Origin of the sequence: Dermabacter hominis NBRC 106157, from assembly GCF_001570785.1 — a bacterium.
Lineage (GTDB): Bacteria > Actinomycetota > Actinomycetes > Actinomycetales > Dermabacteraceae > Dermabacter > Dermabacter hominis.
The window spans coordinates 236,995-255,688 of record NZ_BCSI01000002.1 but is presented as its reverse complement, the minus strand read 5'-3'; the positions used below and the strand labels follow the sequence as shown (position 1 = coordinate 255,688).

Annotated in this window: 14 protein-coding genes and 1 pseudogene; 7 read left to right on the top strand and 8 right to left on the bottom strand. The window is 65.2% G+C overall.

Annotated features, from left to right (window positions below):
- The first annotated feature begins 76 nt into the window (after window positions 1-76).
- From DEHOM01_RS03860 to pth, 6 genes are all read left to right on the top strand, one after another.
- Window positions 77-1,336, top strand: a complete 1,260-nt coding sequence (locus DEHOM01_RS03860) for a sensor histidine kinase (RefSeq protein ID WP_061211585.1) — start codon at window positions 77-79, stop codon at window positions 1,334-1,336.
- 88 nt (window positions 1,337-1,424) lie between these two features.
- On the top strand, window positions 1,425-2,048 hold the full coding sequence (locus DEHOM01_RS03855) for a response regulator (RefSeq protein ID WP_061211584.1): 624 nt from the start codon (window positions 1,425-1,427) through the stop codon (window positions 2,046-2,048).
- Window positions 2,049-3,478: 1,430 nt separating this feature from the next.
- A complete protein-coding gene (locus DEHOM01_RS03845) occupies window positions 3,479-4,060 on the top strand; it encodes a hypothetical protein (RefSeq protein WP_167346642.1) in 582 nt (193 codons plus the stop codon).
- A gap of 60 nt (window positions 4,061-4,120) precedes the next feature.
- A complete protein-coding gene (locus DEHOM01_RS10335) occupies window positions 4,121-4,900 on the top strand; it encodes a DUF4192 family protein (RefSeq protein WP_061211581.1) in 780 nt (259 codons plus the stop codon).
- Window positions 4,870-5,505: an FtsK/SpoIIIE domain-containing protein gene (locus DEHOM01_RS09940; protein ID WP_156468299.1), complete on the top strand. Its 636-nt coding sequence runs from the start codon at window positions 4,870-4,872 to the stop codon at window positions 5,503-5,505. The genes DEHOM01_RS10335 and DEHOM01_RS09940 overlap by 31 nt, the downstream gene beginning before the upstream one ends.
- Window positions 5,397-6,017, top strand: coding sequence for an aminoacyl-tRNA hydrolase (gene pth / locus DEHOM01_RS03835; protein WP_311201226.1), 621 nt, complete (start codon window positions 5,397-5,399; stop codon window positions 6,015-6,017). The genes DEHOM01_RS09940 and pth overlap by 109 nt, the downstream gene beginning before the upstream one ends.
- Window positions 6,018-6,242: 225 nt before the next feature.
- Here the strand turns inward: pth and DEHOM01_RS03830 are convergent, their stop codons facing one another.
- The 8 genes from DEHOM01_RS03830 to DEHOM01_RS03790 form a co-directional block, all read right to left on the bottom strand.
- Window positions 6,243-7,976 (bottom strand): ABC transporter ATP-binding protein, encoded by a 1,734-nt coding sequence (locus DEHOM01_RS03830; protein WP_061211580.1) that lies wholly within the window; start codon window positions 7,974-7,976, stop codon window positions 6,243-6,245.
- Complete coding sequence (locus DEHOM01_RS03825) at window positions 7,973-9,751, bottom strand: ABC transporter ATP-binding protein (RefSeq protein ID WP_061211579.1); 1,779 nt, start codon at window positions 9,749-9,751, stop codon at window positions 7,973-7,975. Before DEHOM01_RS03825 ends, DEHOM01_RS03830 begins: the two co-directional genes overlap by 4 nt.
- Window positions 9,748-10,431 (bottom strand): SAM-dependent methyltransferase, encoded by a 684-nt coding sequence (locus tag DEHOM01_RS03820; RefSeq protein ID WP_061211646.1) that lies wholly within the window; start codon window positions 10,429-10,431, stop codon window positions 9,748-9,750. Before DEHOM01_RS03820 ends, DEHOM01_RS03825 begins: the two co-directional genes overlap by 4 nt.
- Window positions 10,432-10,538: 107 nt before the next feature.
- Window positions 10,539-11,276, bottom strand: a complete 738-nt coding sequence (locus DEHOM01_RS03815; protein ID WP_061211578.1) for an ABC transporter permease — start codon at window positions 11,274-11,276, stop codon at window positions 10,539-10,541.
- Window positions 11,273-12,025 (bottom strand): ABC transporter permease, encoded by a 753-nt coding sequence (locus DEHOM01_RS03810; protein WP_061211577.1) that lies wholly within the window; start codon window positions 12,023-12,025, stop codon window positions 11,273-11,275. Before DEHOM01_RS03810 ends, DEHOM01_RS03815 begins: the two co-directional genes overlap by 4 nt.
- A complete protein-coding gene (locus DEHOM01_RS03805; protein ID WP_061211576.1) occupies window positions 12,022-13,065 on the bottom strand; it encodes an ABC transporter ATP-binding protein in 1,044 nt (347 codons plus the stop codon). The genes DEHOM01_RS03810 and DEHOM01_RS03805 overlap by 4 nt, the downstream gene beginning before the upstream one ends.
- Window positions 13,066-13,989: 924 nt before the next feature.
- Window positions 13,990-16,236, bottom strand: coding sequence for an ATP-binding cassette domain-containing protein (locus DEHOM01_RS10365; protein ID WP_217997997.1), 2,247 nt, complete (start codon window positions 16,234-16,236; stop codon window positions 13,990-13,992).
- A 107-nt stretch (window positions 16,237-16,343) separates the two neighbouring features.
- A complete protein-coding gene (locus DEHOM01_RS03790) occupies window positions 16,344-16,985 on the bottom strand; it encodes an ECF transporter S component (RefSeq protein WP_061211573.1) in 642 nt (213 codons plus the stop codon).
- Window positions 16,986-17,349: 364 nt separating this feature from the next.
- On the opposite strand from DEHOM01_RS03790, the pseudogene DEHOM01_RS03785 reads away from it, so the two are divergent.
- Window positions 17,350-18,566 (top strand): annotated as a pseudogene (locus DEHOM01_RS03785) (IS110 family RNA-guided transposase).
- Window positions 18,567-18,694: the final 128 nt, after the last annotated feature.

Genomic DNA, 18,694 nt, shown 5'->3' with positions numbered 1-18,694 from the left:
TACCTCCCGGCGGTACCTCCTTCGTTCATCCTTTTGGAGGAACGAGCACGTGCCCGCGGGAACTAGGATCGGGTGTATGCACTCCTTAGCTCGCACCCCGTACGTCATGGGGGCAGCCGCGCTCGCGTGCGCGTTCCTCGCGATCCCCGTCGTCGAGAGCACCCTCACCTCGGCGCCGCATACGTCGAGCGTTGTGCTTTTCGGCCTGGTGGCGCTCATCATCACTCTCGTGGGCAGTGTGTGGCTCATGCGTGCAGGCGATATTCACGCCGAACCGGCAACCGTTCTCTCGTGGCGCCCCCTCGTGTACATCGCGGTTCTCGCGTCCGCGTGGGCGATGGTCATCGCAAAGACGCCCCATGCGACTTACTTCCTCTTCGCCCTCATCGGCACGTCCCAGTGGCTCCTTCCCGAACGCACCGGCGCCTTCGTCACGTTTGGTCTCACGACGTTCACGATCGCCGGGCAGGTTTTCCACCATGGCGCCTCGACGGGCACGGTCGTGGGGCCGCTCCTCATCGCCGTGCTCATGCTCGCGTTCATGCACATGTACCGCGCGATGCGCTTCGAGGCGCTTCAGAAAAATACCGTCATCGCACAACTCCGAAGCGCCCAAGACCAGCTCGTCGAGTCCGAACGCGAAAAAGCACGCATAACCGAGCGCGAGCGGCTTGGTCGCGACCTCCACGACACCACGGCCCAGTCACTCTCGAGCGTCGTCTTGCGACTCGGGCTCGCAGACGAGGCTCTCGGTTCGGGTGAGGTGCCACTTGCGCTCGATCACGTGCGTTCCGCTTCCGACGCCACCTCGGAAGCCCTGAGCGAGCTTCGAAGCGCGATCTCCCACCTCACGCCACACGAATCGGGACCCGCGCGCCTCGAAACAGCTCTCACACGTGTTGTTGACACCGCTCGGTCCAGAGTGGTCGCCGTTCCCGGTGAAGCAGCCCCGGTCATCGAATGCCACGTCTCTCACGACTTGCCGGAGCTCGACATGACGACAGCAACGAGTGTCGTGCGCATTGTCCAATCGTCGCTCGCCAACGCCCTCGACCACGCACGCGCCTCACGCATCGAGGTTCGCGCCTACGCTGACGGTGGCGAGCTGCATGTCGATATCGAAGACGACGGCTGCGGCTTCGACGTGGACGAGGCGCTGCTCAGTCGGCGCACCGACAGCGGCGGTTACGGCCTCGGTTTCGTCGTGAAGAGGTCGCGAGAGCTCGGTGGAAACGCCGCGATCATTGCCTCGCCCGGCGACGGCACGCTCATAAGCGTGACGATCCCCGTGGCGCAAGAACCGTCGGTCCTGACCGAGCCCGCTCCAGCCTCGTGAAATCCGCCCGCCGAATCCCAGCACGCTCCCCACTCCCCTCCTTCAGCCCCGCCCACTCCACCTCTGCAATCTCCCTAGGAGCGCACGAATGATTTCCATCCTCATCGCCGACGACCACCCCGTGGTGCGCGCAGGTTTGCGCGCCGTATTCGAAAGCCACGAGGAGTTCACGGTCGTTGGGGAAGCCGCGAGCGCCGAAGACGCGGTCGAGCGGGCAGGCGAGGGCGATGTCGACCTCGTGACCATGGACTTACGGTTCGCGAACGGCGGCATGAGCGGCGTGCAGGCGATTCGCGCTATTCGCGCACGAGGGGATCACCCGCGCATTCTCGTTCTCACCAATTACGACGACGATTCCGAGATTCTCGCCGCCGTCGAGGCCGGCGCCCAAGGCTACCTTTTGAAAGACTCAGCGCCAGCCGACCTCACGAGCGCAGTGCAGCGTGCCGCAAGCGGCGAGGTGGTGCTCGCGCCCGTCGTCGCGGGCAAGCTCCTGCGCGAGATGCGCAAGGACCGCATCACGCTCACGGGCCGGGAACGGGACGTGCTCAATGCGCTCGATCGCGGTTTGAGCAATCGCGAGATTAGCGAGGAACTGTTCCTCTCCCCCACCACCATCAAGACTCATCTCGCGCGGCTCTACGGAAAGCTCGGGGTGTCAAGCAGAACGGCGGCGCTCGCCCGGGCGCGTGAAGAGGGACTGCTCGACTAACCTAGCGGATTTGTCAGTATCCATGCGTGCACGCCCAACGGTCGTGCACAGTTCCCTAGACGCTGACACGCGACAGCACCAATGACACCGGCACCACAACCGGACACGAGCCCTCACCGCAACCGCTCAAAAAGAAAAAGACCTCACACACCCAGCCGGTAGCACCAAACTCGTAGAAAACGAAGCAGCTCTGGCACTCAATACGGCATACGGTAGACGGCCTCACTAATACTACCGACAGTCCAACGGTAGTCGGGAACGATAAAGGCTGCTGCTGGAGTTTCCGTTGTAGCAGTCACTGCTATTGTAGGAATCTGCGCACCGTTATGCGGCGTAACGGTTGGGACTGGATGCATCGCTTGCGCAGCTGGGATCATAGCTCTCGGTGGAGCCTACGTTGGAAAGTGCTTTGCCTAGTTGGAACGACAGGAGCCTAGATGAAAGCCTCGCAGGTCGGAGTCATTGCCGGTTGCCTGATCGCGGCCACAGCCGTAATTCTTAGCCAAACCGTCCTCAAGGATGCAGCGATCGTTCTCTGGGGCGTGGCAATTTGCGCCTTAATCCTTGGCGCGGCAATTGCGTCCGCAATCGCTCGACTATGGGCGTCGTTTCTAGCTTCGCGTAATCATGAGGGCCACTGACTTCAGCCGCAATCAACTAGTGCACTAGTTCACAAGTGTCCCGCGTGAAGTAGTTGGCAGGATTTCAGGCTTGAGAAAGTTGGGGCCGCGGGGTCAGCCAAGCCGCGGTGGACCTCAGATAGCCGGTGTCGGAGGTTCGAATCCTCTCTGGGGCACGTGAGTAGCCGGAATACCACCGCGGTACCGGCTACAGGGCCCGAGATACTCTCAGAAGTACTCTCAGGGCTCTCAACATACTCTTACCCGCTGTGGCATACCCCGCACCCGTCAAGACAGTGGGGCTAGGGCTTGGCCCACCCACAGGAAAAGGGTGAGGGGAATGGACAACAAGCGGGGAACATCGAAAAGTGTAACGGGGTTACAAGGGGCGTTACGGGGGGTGTTACATATCCGTTACAACTTATACAATCTGGTCAGAGGCTTAATTACTGTAATTTGTAACGGGTGTGACGGGCTTCCTCAAAAAGTCGGGATGTCAAAAAAGAGAGAGAATGCTACTACTACCTCTCTTTTCCTGGGGAACCCGTTACACCGTTACACTTAAGGCCAAAACATGCTCTGACCCGCTGTAACAGATTGCAACGGGTTGCGCAACGACCCCTGTTATGCTGTCGCAGACCCCGTTGCAACATGTCTGTCACTTCATCTCCCTTAACCCGCTTTCGCGTGGAAGTTTAACCCTAAAACCCGCCGCGAGCTGCGTAAACCCTTGTTTTTGAGAGGTTATTTTGCTAGGGCTTACCTATGGGCGTGCAAAATCTTATTGGTTTAGGCGATCAAATCGCGGTCATGCCCGCACACATCCATCGGCCGTGGCGGGCCACAGCGGAGGTGGCGACTGGCCGCAGCCAGGCACCAGAGCCCCATGCGCCGGTGAACGTCAACTGGATCGACCTTGAGATGAATTGCACGCGTGAGTTGATGTACGCCGTGCAAGATGTCGTGGCGGCCATGGGCGACAACGCCCCGACGCCGCCCCGCGGTACTAGCGGGGTATGTTTGGCCCGCCGGCTGGCCTATATCGCCGCTGCTGTGGCCGCGTACGCAGACGACTCCACCCGCGAGGATTTGCGTATCGTACGCGACCGCCTCGAGCACCACCATGGTTACACGACTGAGGACGACAAGAGGCAGGTCTCGCTGGCCGCGACGCGCCGAGCCGCGGGGCTACCCGCCGACCACACCGATACGGCGAGCAACATCGCCCGCCTGGCTGCAGCGTGTGGCTACAGCATCAATGCCTCGACCGTGTGGCGCTGGGGCCGCGACGGCTACATTAGCGTCATCGAGAGACGACCGGTCCACTACTATCTCAGTGAGATGCTTGAGATGCTCAGCGAGCGCGATGAGGATACAGAACTGACAGCGTGACAAAGTCACGCCGGTGAAAGGATTGAAAGTATTCGACTTCATCCTTGAAAGGTTTGAGCAATGACTGCTGCTATCTGCCGGCTTGACCCCGGCCACCTTATCGCTGAAATCCCTGGCATACTGGGCTTCTACCCCAACAACTCCGTTGTTATTGTCTGTCTCGACGTCGATGGCGACACTGTAACCCCGTGTCCTGTAATGCGTGCTGACATGGCTAATGAGGATGCTCTGCGAGGTCTTACCTCCACGCTTGATGGTTTGTTCTACGACTACGTGCTTGCTGTCATGGTTTGTGACGACCTTATGGCTGCTCCCAACCTCGCCGACTACGGTGTGGGTGCCGTGGCTACCCTCCATGTCCCTGCTGTGGAGAAGGGGGCTAGCATCACTCTGCTACACGTTGGTGAGACGGCTCCGGCGGCCCTGCCTGAGCATTGGGGGCTTAGCTACGTCTGGCCTGTGCATCAATCTGCGTCCATGCAGCGCCGCTTTGCCTGGGCCCGCCCCCCCCCGACGTGTCCACTGTCCGGGGGTCAGGCCCCCATGCACAAGCTGGGTCTCGCCTACGTCACTAAACGCGCGGACGGGGTGACCTCCTACCTCTGCCCTACTCCGCAGGGGTGGGGTGTGACAGGTGACGGTCGCGCTTACCTGTCAGTGAAAACCCCGCCGACTGTTGGGTTCGACGTTTGGAACCGGACTGTTGAAAAGCTGCGCGGTGTCGTGAAATGCGACGTTGAACTGCGCCGTTTGGCCGCTGACCGAGTGGCAATCGTCACCCCGCCGAGGGCTGCCCGCATGACCCCTGGGTGCCTGGCGCAGACGAGCAACTCCATGTAACTGGCACCGACTCGTTGGAAGAGTTTTGCGCGTCATCTGTTGCCGCGTATCCGCGCCTGGCGTGGGTGCAGGGCCGCACGGCGGACGGCGAAGTGCTGTCGGCTGCTATGGCGCGCTCACCGCACGCACTGGTCGGCGGCGGCACTGGTAGCGGTAAGTCGTTTTGGGCCTCATGGCTGCTGACTAGCTGCGTGCTCGCGGGTGCCGATGCAATGATTGCCGACGGTAAAGGTAGCTCGGACTACGTTCCCCTGGTGCAGCACCTACCCAATGTGGTGATGTACACGTCAACCGACGCGGAGCATGTCAGCCTTATCCAGTGGGTGCATGCGGAGATGGAACACCGCTACGCGCAGCAGAAAGCCGCAGCTATCTCGGGCGAGGTGTACGAGCCGCGGCTCCTTGTAGTTTTGTTTGACGAGTACGGGGCGTTTTCAAAGTCAATCAACGTGAAGAGTCACCCGCAGAAAAATCATAAGACCGTGCACGGTGTGCCATGGTTGAACTCATGGACGCCTCCACCACGCCTCTGCTTGTCGTGGGGCTCGGCAACCCTGGGCCCAAATATGAACTCACCCGCCATAACGTCGGACATCTGGTGCTAGATGAACTAGCCAGCCGGACTTCTCCGATGCCTTCGTCGTTTAGCGTGCACAAGAAATCGAATGCTGAGATTGTGCAGACTCGGTTTAAAACCTCCGATGGTGGCGAGCGACAGGTGATTCTGGCTAAGCCCCGGACGTACATGAATCTATCGGGTGGGCCGGTCGCGGCGCTGGCGAAGTTCTTCAATGTCGCACCTACCGACGTCGTGGTGGTCCACGATGAGCTGGACCTAGACCCGGGTGTGGTGCGCCTTAAGCGCGGCGGGGGCGAGAATGGCCACAATGGCCTGCGTTCGACATCGAAGTCATTGGGCACGAAGGACTACATGCGCGTGCGCATTGGCATTGGTCGTCCTCCGGGCCGCCAGGATCCAGCTGATTATGTGCTGCGCAACTTCAATGCCAAGGAGCGCGAGGAACTCGCTTTCACCCTGCCCACCGCGGCGGAGGCAGTGGGGCTAATCGCCAGCCACGGGCTGGAAATTGCTCAAAACCAGGTGCACGGGCGGTAGTAGCTAGCGGCAAGGCAGCAAAGAGCCCCCTTCCCTCCCAGCTTTCACGGAGATGAGGAAGAGGGCTATTTTCGCTTTCTAGGAAGCTTCAGCCTTACAGCTCGTCGGTGTTCGTGCTGCTCGGCGTTTTCGTCGGCGGTTTCGCTCTGCCCACCGAGCGCCTGGCGGTGGGATTCGGGAAGCTGCGGCAGGGCGCCCGTGAGGGCATCGACCAGGTGATGAGGATCAGGCGCCCGAGGAGCTCCCCGTCCGACACGCCCACGACTCGGCGTAGCGGCCGCCCTTCGCCAGCAATTCATCGTGCGTGCCCCGTTCTGCGACCGTCCCGTCCTCCGAAAGCACGACGATGAGGTCGGCATCGCGGACGGTGTGCAGGCGATGGGCGACGACGATCACGGTGCGATCGCCGCGCAACGCCTCCATCGTGCCGACGATCGCCCGCTCAGTGGCCGCATCCAGCGAGGACGTCGGCTCGTCGAGAAGCACCACCGGGGAATCCTTCAGAAGCGCCCGGGCGATGGCGAGGCGCTGCCGCTCGCCTCCCGACAGCAGCGTCCCCTCCTCCCCCACCGGGGTATCCCACCCGGAAGGCAGCAGCTCCACGATGCGGTCCACCCCGGAACGCCGAGCGGCCTCGCGCAAGCGGTCCCCGTCACCGAGCCCGGAACCGAATTCGGGGTCGGCGAAGACCACGTTGTCCCGCACGGACGCGTCGAAAAGGAACGTCTCCTGGAACACCGGGGTCACCAGCGAGTTCACGCCGTCGGTGCCGATCCGAGGCAAGGGCACCCCGCCGATGAGGATCTCCCCCGAGTCCGGATCATGAAAACGCGACAGCAGCCGCATGACCGTCGTCTTGCCCGCCCCCGACGGTCCCACTACAGCAACCAGCGCTCCCTGAGGCGCACGGAAGCTGACGTCGTCGAGAACCTTCTTATCCCCGTACCCGAAGCTCACGCCGCGGAACTCCACGTCATGCCCGTTGGGCAGCTCCGGTGCGGTCGGTTCGGGAAGGGCGGGGATCGCCCGCAGGTCACGCAACGCAGCCAACGTGTTGCGGCCCGCACCGAAACCGCCGGACAACGCTCCCGCCGTGGTGATCGGTCCGGTGAACTGGACGACCACGATGAGCATTGGCGCCAACTGCGCCGGCGCCATCCCGCCCGTCGCGGCGACTGCTACGGCGACGATTACCGCCGCCGTGAACACCGCATGGACGACCGAACTCAACCGTCCGATGGCCGCCCCCTGCGTCGACGTCGCCTTCGCGAACGTATCGTGTTGGGCCCGGATCGCCTCATCCACCATCGCGTCCGCCGCCGAACCGTCGCTCGCGGCGCGAATCGCCTGCTGGCAGCGGGTGAACTCGATCAGCCTGCCGGAGACGGCAGCGACGGCGTCAGCATGCGCTTCGTCCGACTCCCCGCCGACCCGGCCAATGGCCCGGTAGGCGAAGAAGAGCACCGGCGCCGACGCGACGAGAACCAAACCGACGCGCCAATCCACCGCCAGAATTCCGAAGGCGATGACGGTCGGCGCAACCACCGCGGCGATGACGGGCCGCAGGATCACGTGCGGCACGGACGCCGCGAACGCGATACCCGACGACGCCATCTCCGAAAAGCGGCCGGCCGTGGACTTGGTGACGTACCCGAGTGGCAACGTCAGCACGCGTTCGCCCAGGGAACGCAGCAGGGACGACAGCACCGCTGCGGAATTCGCCCTGCCGACCGTCCCCGCGGCGAGGGACAGCACCGCATGGGCGACCGCGAGGCCGGCGATGACGCCGGTGAAACGCCACGCCGTCGCATCATCTCCCTCGGCCAGAGCCGACAGCAGCGGCAGCAGCGCGACGAACGCCGCTCCCTGGGCCAGCGAGGCAAGCGCGGCCAACGCAATGAGCCACGCCAGCGTCATTCTCGAGCGCCGATCCGTCATCAACCACAAGTCCCGAATCATCGGTTCCCCGCCTTTTCATCGTCTGATTCAGTGCCCCGCGGAGCGGATGGTTCGTCGTCGAGCGCGAACGCGCGCCACAAATCCCGGTAGCGGCCACCGCGCGCAAGCAACTCGTCGTGGGTACCCGCCTCCGCGACCGCTCCCCCATCGAGAACGAGGATGCGGTCGGCGTTGCGGATCGTGCTCAACCTGTGCGCGATCACAATCACCGTCCGCGAACGGGCCAAACGCTCGATTGCGGACTGGATGAGGGCCTCGGAAGCCGGATCCGCATAAGCGGTTGCCTCATCGAAGATGAGCACCGGCGCGTCCGTGACGATCGACCTCGCGATGGCCACGCGCTGCGCCTCACCGCCGGAAAAGGTCACGTCGACGTTGACCACCGAATCCAGACGCTTCGGCAGCGCCGCGATGACCGCATCGAGGTTCGCGAGCTTCGCGGCCGCCATGATTTCGCCGTCGGTGGCGTCTCTCCTGGCCAGCCGGATGTTCTCCCGCAACGGCAGCGTGAGCAACTGCGGATCTTGGAACACCACCGACACCGAGCGGTGCACGTCGCGCACGGCGATGTCGCGAAGATCGGCGCCGCCCAGCAGCACCGAGCCTTCAACGGGGTCGTGGAAACGCGCCAACAGCCGGGCGACGGTGGACTTTCCGGAACCGGAGGACCCCACCAGCGCAGTGAGGGTCCCCGGTTCGAACGTCGCGGACATCCCGTCGAGGACCCGCGGCCCATCGCCGTAGGAGAAGACCAGGTTCCGGACCTCGAGCGCGCCTCCGCGCACGGGCACCGGATCGGCGGGCTCGGCGATTGGCGGCGTGCCCAGCACCTCCGCGATGGACTTCAGGGCGGCAATCCCCGCGATGATGGATTCGGAGTTCATGGCCACCCGCACGATCGCCGCGGAGAGTCCAAGGCTGAGAACCAGCCCGGCGACGAGACCCTCCGGTATGCCGCCCGCGGCGTCCCTCAGAGCGAGGCCGGCCCAGCACACCACTGCGAGGACTGTGATCGGGGACGTCACCACGTCGATGAACCCGAGATAGATGTTCGACTGCCGGGACCAGGCGGACCACGCGCGGACGAACGACAACGCCGCGGCATCGTAGCGACCCGCGCCCTGGTTGGCGCGTCCGAAGGACTTCATCACCGGGATACCGCGCACCAACTCGATGACCGCGGCCGTCACTCCTTCGGAGGCTCGCTCGTAGTCGCGCTGAAGACCGGCTCCGCGCGAAATCATCACGCCCATCAGGGCGAAGGTGACCAGCACCGGGACGACCGCCACCGCCGCGATCCGCCAATCCACCGCGACGAGCGCGATGAGGGAAAGCAGGGGAACCAGCACCGCCACCACGGTCTCACCGACGGTGTGGCCCATGAGCTGGTGGACAGCCGCGACGTCCTTCTCAACCGACCCGATGATTCCCGACGAGCGCCGGGCGTCCAGCCAGCCCAGCGGCAACTTCCGGATTTGGGCGACCAGCCGGCGCCGGAGGTGGAGCTGCAGGTCGTTATCCGCCCGGTGCGAGAGCATGCCGGCGGCGCCGTCCGCGGCCATGCGCACCGTTGCGGCGACGACGATGACAGCCACGGCCAACCACGTCCGATGCTCCGGGGCCTCCGGGTACGTCATCGCGATGTCGATGATGCCGACCAGCGAAGCGACGGTAGCCACCGACGACAGGACGGATAACGCGACCACCGCACGCATCCGCGTCCGGATCGGGGCGAGCAGCGACCACGGGCCTACGGTCCCGTCCACGGCGCTCACTTGCCCGCCTCCCCGATCGCGCTTTTCTTCGTGAGAGTGCAGAAGTACACCATGCCGGCGTGTGAGGCTCTGCCCAGCTTCAGCCCGTTGGCTTCGGCGAGGTCCTCGAGCTCGCTGCCCCGGAACACCCGGTGGCCCATCTTCGCCATGACGGCCATGTCGACCCGCTCGTTCACGTCGGGATCCTCGGCGAACGTCTGCACGTAAGCGATGCCGCCGTCGGCGAGCAGACCGGCGACCCTGCCGAGCGCGGCACCCGCATCCTTCATTTGGTGGAGCGCGCCGCACACCCAGATTTCATCGGTCCTGCCGGGCTCTCCCGCGAGCGGCGCGAGGACGTCGGCGACGTGGAATTCCGTCCGGGCCCCGAGCCTTTCGACGGCGGCGCGTTCGCGGGCGATGCGGATCGCATTGGGCGACAGGTCGTAGCCGACGATGTTCGCCCTGCGATAGCGAGGCTCGGCGGCGAGCATGCGGGCGAGCCACCCGGTTCCGCAACCGAGGTCGAGAACCCCGGCCGGCGCATCCGGCCCGGGATCCAGCGCACGGAGCTTCCGATGCACGGCGGCGGCGTCCATCGGTTCACGCGCATAGCGGCTGAGGAACCTCGGCTGGACCTTGTCCTCGTAGGCCGCGAGGAGCCTGCGGTTGTTCTGGACGATCTGGGCAATCGACTTCATCTGGTTCTGTCTCCGGGGTGTGTGGTCCGCGTCCACGCGGCGGTTTCGGGTTAGGTGCTCGGGTTCGCGGGCCGTCGTCGGCGGCGCCGCCCCCGTGGACGTGCCCGTCATGCAGACTCCCCCGGCCTCGTTTTCACGGCGATGCCCCACGCCGCGAGCACGGCGATGCCTAAGAACCAGGCCGCGCAGACCACCAGACCCGCAGCCCCGGTGCCGTTGACGGCCTCGCCGGCCGCGGATACGGGGGTGTGCCCGGCGATTCCGCGCAGGAGGGGACGGAAGTGGTCGGCGGGCATGAGCACCGTGTTGACGAACATCGCAACGATGATTAACGGGATGAGGGCCACGGAACCCTGGGGGCTGGTGATGGAGAACGCGATGTACGTGCCGGTGCATGCGGCCGCCGCGGCAACCATCGCCCCGGTCACCGCGATCCTCCACCACCAGGACACCTCCGGGGGGCCGTCGGAAAGCAAGGCGACCACCGCCGCGACGACGGCCGTCATCGCCATGATCCGGATGAACTCGGCAATGATCCGTGCGGCCGGCACGGCCGCGTACGGTGACGGCATGGTGATTAACCGCTCGTGGAAGCCATTGCTGCGTTCAACGAACACGGTGGACGATCCCGTGATGGCCAGGATGAACGCCCACGCCGTCACGACCAGGATGACCGCGTTCCGGAGTTCGAACTCTCCGGTGAGCTGCCTGACCAGGCCACCGAACATGCGGTTGACGATGAACAGGTACACGAGCGGAGCAATGAACGTCATGAACCAGAAGTCGGGGCGCCGCAGCCAAATGTGGGCGATGCGCCGCAGATGCACGAAGATGGCGCCGATCATGATTCGCTCCTCGAGGTGAACCGGCGGATGAACAGGACGATTCCGGCGACCACCGCGACACCGAGCCACAGGGCTGCCTCTTCCCCGGCGCTATCCGGGAAGGCGTCCGGGGACGCCGCCCTGATCACCTCGATCATCGGCGAAAACGGCATGTGACGTACGACGTCGCGCAGGGAGCCGTCCAAAGCGGTCGCCGGAATGAACGCGGTGGAGAACATGAGCAGCAGCATTTCCAGCGCCTGGATCGATGAGGCCGTCGACACCGGGGCGGGCACCATCAGGATCACCCCGTCCGTGATCAGGGACAGGACCGCCGCGGCGAGCAGCGACCACAGGACAGTCCACGCGACGTCACCGACAGCCATGTCGAGGCCGCAGGCCCACGCGACGACCAGCAGCGCCGCGATCGACGCGGACATCCGCATCACATCGGTGGCGAGCCTGCCGGCGACATAGCCGCCTGTGGCCCCGGGCAACACGCGCACGCGGTCAACGAGCCCGGATTCGACGTCCTGTCCCACCGCCATCGCCGACGCCGCGGCGGTGAACATCGCCGCCTGGAACAGGCAGCCGCCGAGCACGAAACGCAGGTACCCGAAGCCGGATTGCCCCGCCGAGTATCCAAACACCGCGTACAGGCACAGCAGGAAGAGGGGCGGAACTACGAACATGGAGATCAGCGACGCGGTGTTGCGTCGCAACAGCAGCAGATCCCGACGGAGAAACGCCGCGACCGACGTCGCACTCATCGCGCCGCACCCCCCGCGTTCATCGATATGAACACCTCGTTGAGGGTGGGTGACGACACGCTCAGCGAATCCGGCGACGCTTCCGAGGCCTCCATCGCCTGCGCCGCCGCCTCGAGGACCCGCGGTCCGAGGTCGACGTCGAGGGACACCGACTTCCCCGCGACGCGGGCGCCGTCTAGGCACGTTCCCCCGAGGCAGGAGGCGAACGCCTCCGCCTCGGCGGCGGTGGCGAAGGACACGCGGAGCACGTGCGACCCGAAGTCGCGGCGCAATTCCTCCGGCGTTCCGCTGGCGACGATGCGGCGATCCTTGAGCAGATGGACGTGGTCGGCCAGCGCCTCCGCCTCTTCCAGGTACTGGGTGGTCAGCACCAGGGTCATTCCGTCGTCGCGCAGTTGCCGGATGAAGCCCCACAGCTCTTCGCGGCTGACAGGGTCCAGCCCCGTTGTGGGTTCGTCGAGGAACAGCAGCCTGGGCACGACGCACAGCGACGCGGCGATGTCGAGACGGCGCCGCATGCCACCCGAATAGGCCGACGCCAGCGTCGAGGCACTGTCCGCGAGCGAGAATTGCGCGAGCAGTTCCGTCGCGCGGGCGGCCGCGGCGGCGCGGTCGAGTCCGCGCAGCCGCCCGAAGAACTCCAGGTTCTCCCGGCCTGTGAGGTTCTCGTCGATCGCCGCGAATTGGCCGGTGGTGGCAATGTCGGCGCGCACGCCCGCCGGGTCCTCTTTCACATCGCGCGAGAAGATGCTCACCTCGCCGGAGTCGGCGGTGATGAGCGTCGACAGGATTCGGATGAGGGTGGTCTTGCCTGCACCGTTGTGGCCGAGGAACGACACGATGGCCCCGGCGGGCACGGTAAAACTCACGCCGTCGAGCACATGCTTGCGCATCCGGGCGCCGCGCTTTCCCTTGCGCCCGCTGTCCGGCGGGGCACCTGCCCCGCCTTCGGGCGGGGTGCCCGCATTGCCCGCAATCGGGTAGCTCTTCGTGAGGTCGCGGACGACGATCGCCGCACCTCGTTCAGCTTGATCCGTCATCGTTTCCCCTTTTCTTTGGTAACGCAGTGGGCCGCTGTCGGCAGCGGCCCCGTGGTCGGGTTGTCATGCGGCACCTCGATATGGATGCCCGCATCGCGGGCGAAGGCGAGGACCGGTTCGAGGAGCCGGGGGTGGCCGACGAGATCCCGGCACCCCGGCGCGACCGGCTTCCCCGCGACCGCCACAACGGTGGCGGCAGCAATCGACCTCGCACCGGGAACGCGGGGACCGCCCCGGCGCCATCCCCGGAATCCACGTCCCCCGCCTGAGAGAAGTCCAATTCAGCATCACCCGGCATCGCCGCACCCGGTTCCGCGGTAGCGTCATTGACGATGGACACGTCGAGCAGCCGGTCCTCGCCCACGACCACGGCACCGTTTGCGCCGGTGAGCAGCGTGTGACTGCGTTCGTCGACCAGGATCGGGGCCCCGGGCATCATGTCCGAGAGCGTCCGCACCCTGTCGACGTCAACCGGGCCCGACACCGGCGGCGCAAGCGCCGGAACCGCGCCGGCGTAGACGCAGCCCCAGAACGCCCGGATGAGCCCGCGGTTCTCCGAAACTTGGAAGATCACGCGATCGCCGGGGCCGATGCCGGCTTCAGCCAACCGAGTCGCAGCCGCCACCGCCTCCGCGTGGAACCGGCCATACGGGACGAAGACGTCCCGCCGATTCTCGAGGAAGGTGATCCCCTTTTCGTCTCATCGGCCTTGTCCCGAAGCACGTCGCTGATGGTCCGGATCGTGTTCATTGGTACCTCTTTCGGTTGTCGGCGCCATGCCGGTGCCGGGCGGACTGGGCCCGCATGGCGTGACCCGGAGGATGTGTCTGAAGGGTTGAAAGGGTGAAGCAACTGGGTGGGGCGCGTCTCCGCATAAGCTCGGAAACGCTCGCGGGCCCGGGACCCGCCGGTTCCGGGTGCCCGTCAAGTCACTGCGGACACCAGGGCGGCGACGAAGGCCGCGGCGGACGCTGCGGCCACGAACCCGTCACGCACTCGCCAGGGGTGATCGGTGCGGAAGGTGCGCCGCGGATGACGGCCGAAGTTGCGCATCGCCAGGGTCAGGGACAGCTTTTCGGCGCAGCGCACGGCGCTAACGAACAAGGGAAAGGCGATGCACGCGGGCGTCGTCGCGCGAATGAAGCCGGAGCGGAAAGACTGCCCCGGTCGCATCGAGCGCAATCTAATCGCCCATGTCAGATGGGGGATTTCGCTGCGCAGGAACGCCGCGATGCTCACCCCGGAAATCGCTATGGTGCACCATGTGTAGGGAACCCGGAGGCGTTGCACCATGGCGTCGAAAAGCTCCTCGACGCGCATGCACGCGGAGACCAGGACCGTCCCCGCGAACACGGCTGTCAGCAGCAGTCCGTGATGGATGCCGTGGCGGACGGCCTCCGCCGGATCCCCACCGCCGTAGAACTCGGAGCGCCACCCGAGCAGGCCGAAGAACACCCCGATCAACAGGACGAGGAGGACCTTCCCCGCCGTCGCCCGAACGTCGCGTTCCGCGATCGCAGCGAGTGCGAGGAACGCAACCCCAGTCAGCGCGAGAACGGCGTCTCCGCCGGAGAGCAGCCCGGCGACGAGGACGAGCATCACCGCCGCGACGATCGTGATGGCGTTCAACCCCGCGCGCCTCCGAGCGTCGGATTCACCGGTCCAGGGACTTTCGTCCCCGGACGTCCGTGCGCCGGCCGCGGGCAGTGCGCGATCCCGCCGGGACGACTCCGGGGCAGCCGGCACGTCGGTCGCGGGACCGGACCAGGCGACCTTCCCTTCGGCGACGATGCTCGCCCGATCCGCCCACGTTCGCGCGACACGGCGGTCGTGGCACGTGAACACAACGGTTCCGCCGGCCCCGGCGTATTCCGCCAGCGCATCCAGCACGATGCGCGAGCTCGGCGAATCCAGGTGCGCCAACGGCTCGTCGAGAAGCAGCAAACGGCGATTGGCCGCCACCGCCAGGAAGATGCCCAACCGTCTTTTCTGTCCGCCCGACAGGACGAACGGCGAGACGGGGTCAAGTGCCCGGGGGCACAGGGCTTCCCGCAGTTTCCGCAGCTCATCGGCGCCGAGTGGCCCGTGCGGGTCCGTGCCGGCCAGCGCGGAGTCGATTTCCGCGGCGACGGTCGCGCGGGTGAACTGGTGCTCGGGGTTCTGGAACGCCCACGACGCGAAGGCGTCGGGGACGCGCCGGGCTGGCTCGCCGTCGATCCGGAGGTCCGCTCCCGCCTTCATCTGGCCCGACAGCACCGCCAGCAAGGTGGACTTACCGGCTCCGTTGGTGCCGACCAGGGCATGGATCTCGCCCCGTTCCAGTGTCAGATCGGCCCCATTCAGGATCCGCTCCCTGCCCCGGGCCACATGGGCTCCGGTCAAGGCCAGCAGTGGAACGGCGTCCGCCTCCAATTCCGGATCGGCGCCATCCCCGGCTCCCCGGGGCCTTCGCCGCCGGTCCGGACTGAGACGGTCCGGTGCCCCCGTGCCCGGCGTACTGGCGTCCGGCGCTCCGGCGGTCGCGGCCGACGTCGCAATGCCCTTCACCGCGATGCCCTCCGGCGCTCCGTGCGCGGCGACGCTCCCGTCCGCATCGAGGATTGTCACTGTGTCGACCCACCCGTCGAACGGGCGGAGGTCATGCTCGATGAGCAGGATGACGCGACCCGGAGCCCGCAAATCACGGATGGCGGCGAACAGCGACCGGCGACCGTCCTCGTCGACGTGGGCCGCGGGCTCGTCGAAGATCATGACCTCCGGCGCCCTGGCCACCGCACCGGCGATGGCCATCCGCTGGCGTTGCCCACCCGACAAAGCCCACGGATCCTTCTCCGCGAGCTCTGACAGCCCGAGCTCCGATAGGGCCTCGGCTGATCGCTTGGCGACGATGCCGGCTTCCACGAGGGAAAACTCGAGGGCCATGGACACGTCATCGACGACTCGGAGCGTGAGCACCTGCGTCGCCGGGTCTTGCCCGACGAAGGTGACCCGGTCCCCGTCCACGGGGCGTTCGGTGCCGTCGGCATCGACGATGTGCACGAATCCGGCATGGTCGATGGGGATGTGCGAGGGGATCAGTCCAGCGATAAGGTGGGCCAGGCTCGTCTTTCCGCATCCCACGGGTCCCGTGATGGCGTTGATCGTGCCGAAATCGAAGGAGAGATCCACCATGTCGGGCGCCCATCGCCCATCGGCATGCCGCACGCCCGCGCCACTAACCCGTAACCGGGCCGGGGCCGTCCCGCGTGTCGCACCGGCGCACGCGGGTGCTCCGGCGGTCACCGGGTGACCCCGCGGCTGCGAAGCCCCTTTGCGACGGCAAAGCCCAGGACCAAAAACACCAGACTCGATGCCAAGGCTACGGCGAAGCTGATCAGGGCCATGGGCGTGGTCAGCGAGTCGACGCCGACTGCGCGCGGGGCCATCGTTCCCATCAGCGCGGAGAACAACATCGCCGACGCCACAAACTGGGGACGCGTCCACCGCCGGTACAGGGTGACCATGAACGGAAGCTCGATGAGCAATCCTTCCACAATCAGCGCCCCGATTGCGGCGACGCCGAATGGGGTGGTCGCCGCGGACACGACGCCCATGGCAAGGCATGCGATGAGGCTCGCGCCAGGCTTGCGGACGACGATAAGGGGAACAACGCACTGCAGGAACCACAACCCGAGCGTCGCCGCGACGAGATAAACGTGGGCGATGCCGGCGAACACCTGCAGGTAAGTCAGGGGCACGATGATGAGAGACCCCGCGACGCCAATCGCGGCGGCGACGAGCATGTCGCGGGTGGATGGTCGGCCACCCGCTGCGACCGGTGCGACGTGCACCAACCGCCCGTCATCCGTCTGCGACGCCACCGCGTCCCCGGCTCCCCCTCCGGAGAGGGGTTCTCCGGTCGATCGACGTTTTCCGTTCATCGTCGCCGCCTCGCTTCCGTTGCCGATTCCCGATCGGGAACACCACCTGAACCAGTATTAGTTTAGGCAATCCTTATCTATTAGTTTAGGCAATCCTTATCGCATTACGCCAGGCTCAATTTACTGACCTTACCCCCCCTCACCCCGTTACCGTGATGGTGCCCCTCACGGGGCGCGGTCACCGGGCCCGGTATGGCTTATCTGCGTGAACATTTCCATAATCCGGGGGTGTTGCCACCGGACACCGGGGACAACCGCTGACAGCTAATAGGGACACGGACCAAACAGAGGTCTCGTCGTAACGTGGGTACCTGCAACGGATGTCCAAGACACCGGCGACCAGCCGCAACAGAAGGACACCACCATGGAACCGTCCACAACACCCGAAATCATCATCGGCCTCGACGTCGGCAAAACCGGCCACCATGCCTGCGCGCTGACCAACACCGGCGAGAGAATTTACGACAAACCGCTACCCCAAGACGAAGCCGCACGGCGCGAAATCTTCGCGTCCATGCAAGCCCACGGCAGCGTTCTCATGGTCATCGATCAACCCAACACGATCGGCGCCCTGCCCATCGCCGTGGCCCGCGACTGCGGTTGCACGGTCGGAGACCTCCCCGACCTAGCCATGCGAAAAGCAGCCGATCTCTACCCTGGACGATCAAAAACCGCCGCCGGAATGCATTCATCATCGCCGACACCGCCCGCACCATGCCGCACACACTGCGGGCAGTCGACCGCGACGACGAGACACTAGCAGCGCTGAAGATGCTCGCCGGATTCCACGACGACATCGCCAAAGACGCCACCCGAACGAAAAACCGCCTTCGCAGCGCGCTCACACAGATTCACCCCGCACTCGAGCGCGTCTTGGCAGGCGAGATTCTCTCGCGCACGCTGGTGCTGGACTCGCTCATCCACTACGAAGGTCCGACAAAACTGGCCGCCGCAGGTCGAGGCCGGGTCCTGAAGTGGATGCGCAACCGCGCCAAGAAGGATCCTGCTTCCCTGGTTGACGCAATTTTCGCCGCCCTTGCCGAGCAAACTGTCACGGTACCCGGCACTGCGGCAGCAGAATTGGTCATTCCCCAGCTGGCGGCGAACATCAAAGCGCTTCTAGCACAGCGCGACACGATCGCCGGACAAGTCGAGGAGATGCTCGAATCGTTCTCTCTTGCCCAGGTCTTGATGTCGATGCCCGGCGTAGGCATCGAGACCGCCTCTAGCATCTTGTTGTCCATCGGCGATTGCCAGGACTTCGCCGACGCCGCGCACTTGGCCGCTTACGCCGGCATCGCGCCGACCACCCGGCAGTCGGGTACGTCGGTCCGCGGCGAGTTTCCCACCAGGGCCGGCAATAAACAGTTGAAAAACGCGATGTTTCGAACGGCGTGGATCGCGTCGAACTGCCATCCCGCATCGCGCGACTACTACCTGCGTAAACGGGCTGAAGGACAGAAACACAATGCCGCGGTGATGTGGCTTGCCCGGAGCCGCTGCAACGTCATCTATGCCCTGTTGACTCGGCGTGAGTTCTTCCGAGAAATCCCTGCTAGAACCATCGCCACGGCTGCGTAGGCCGCTGCGCTGATCACCGCCGGCCCGCACGTTGCGGCCCGGCGATCAGTCATGGCTACCCATTACGTTCTAAGTAGTTCCACCGGAGGGCTCCGAGGATTCATTACGTAGTCCCCTAATCGGGGCGG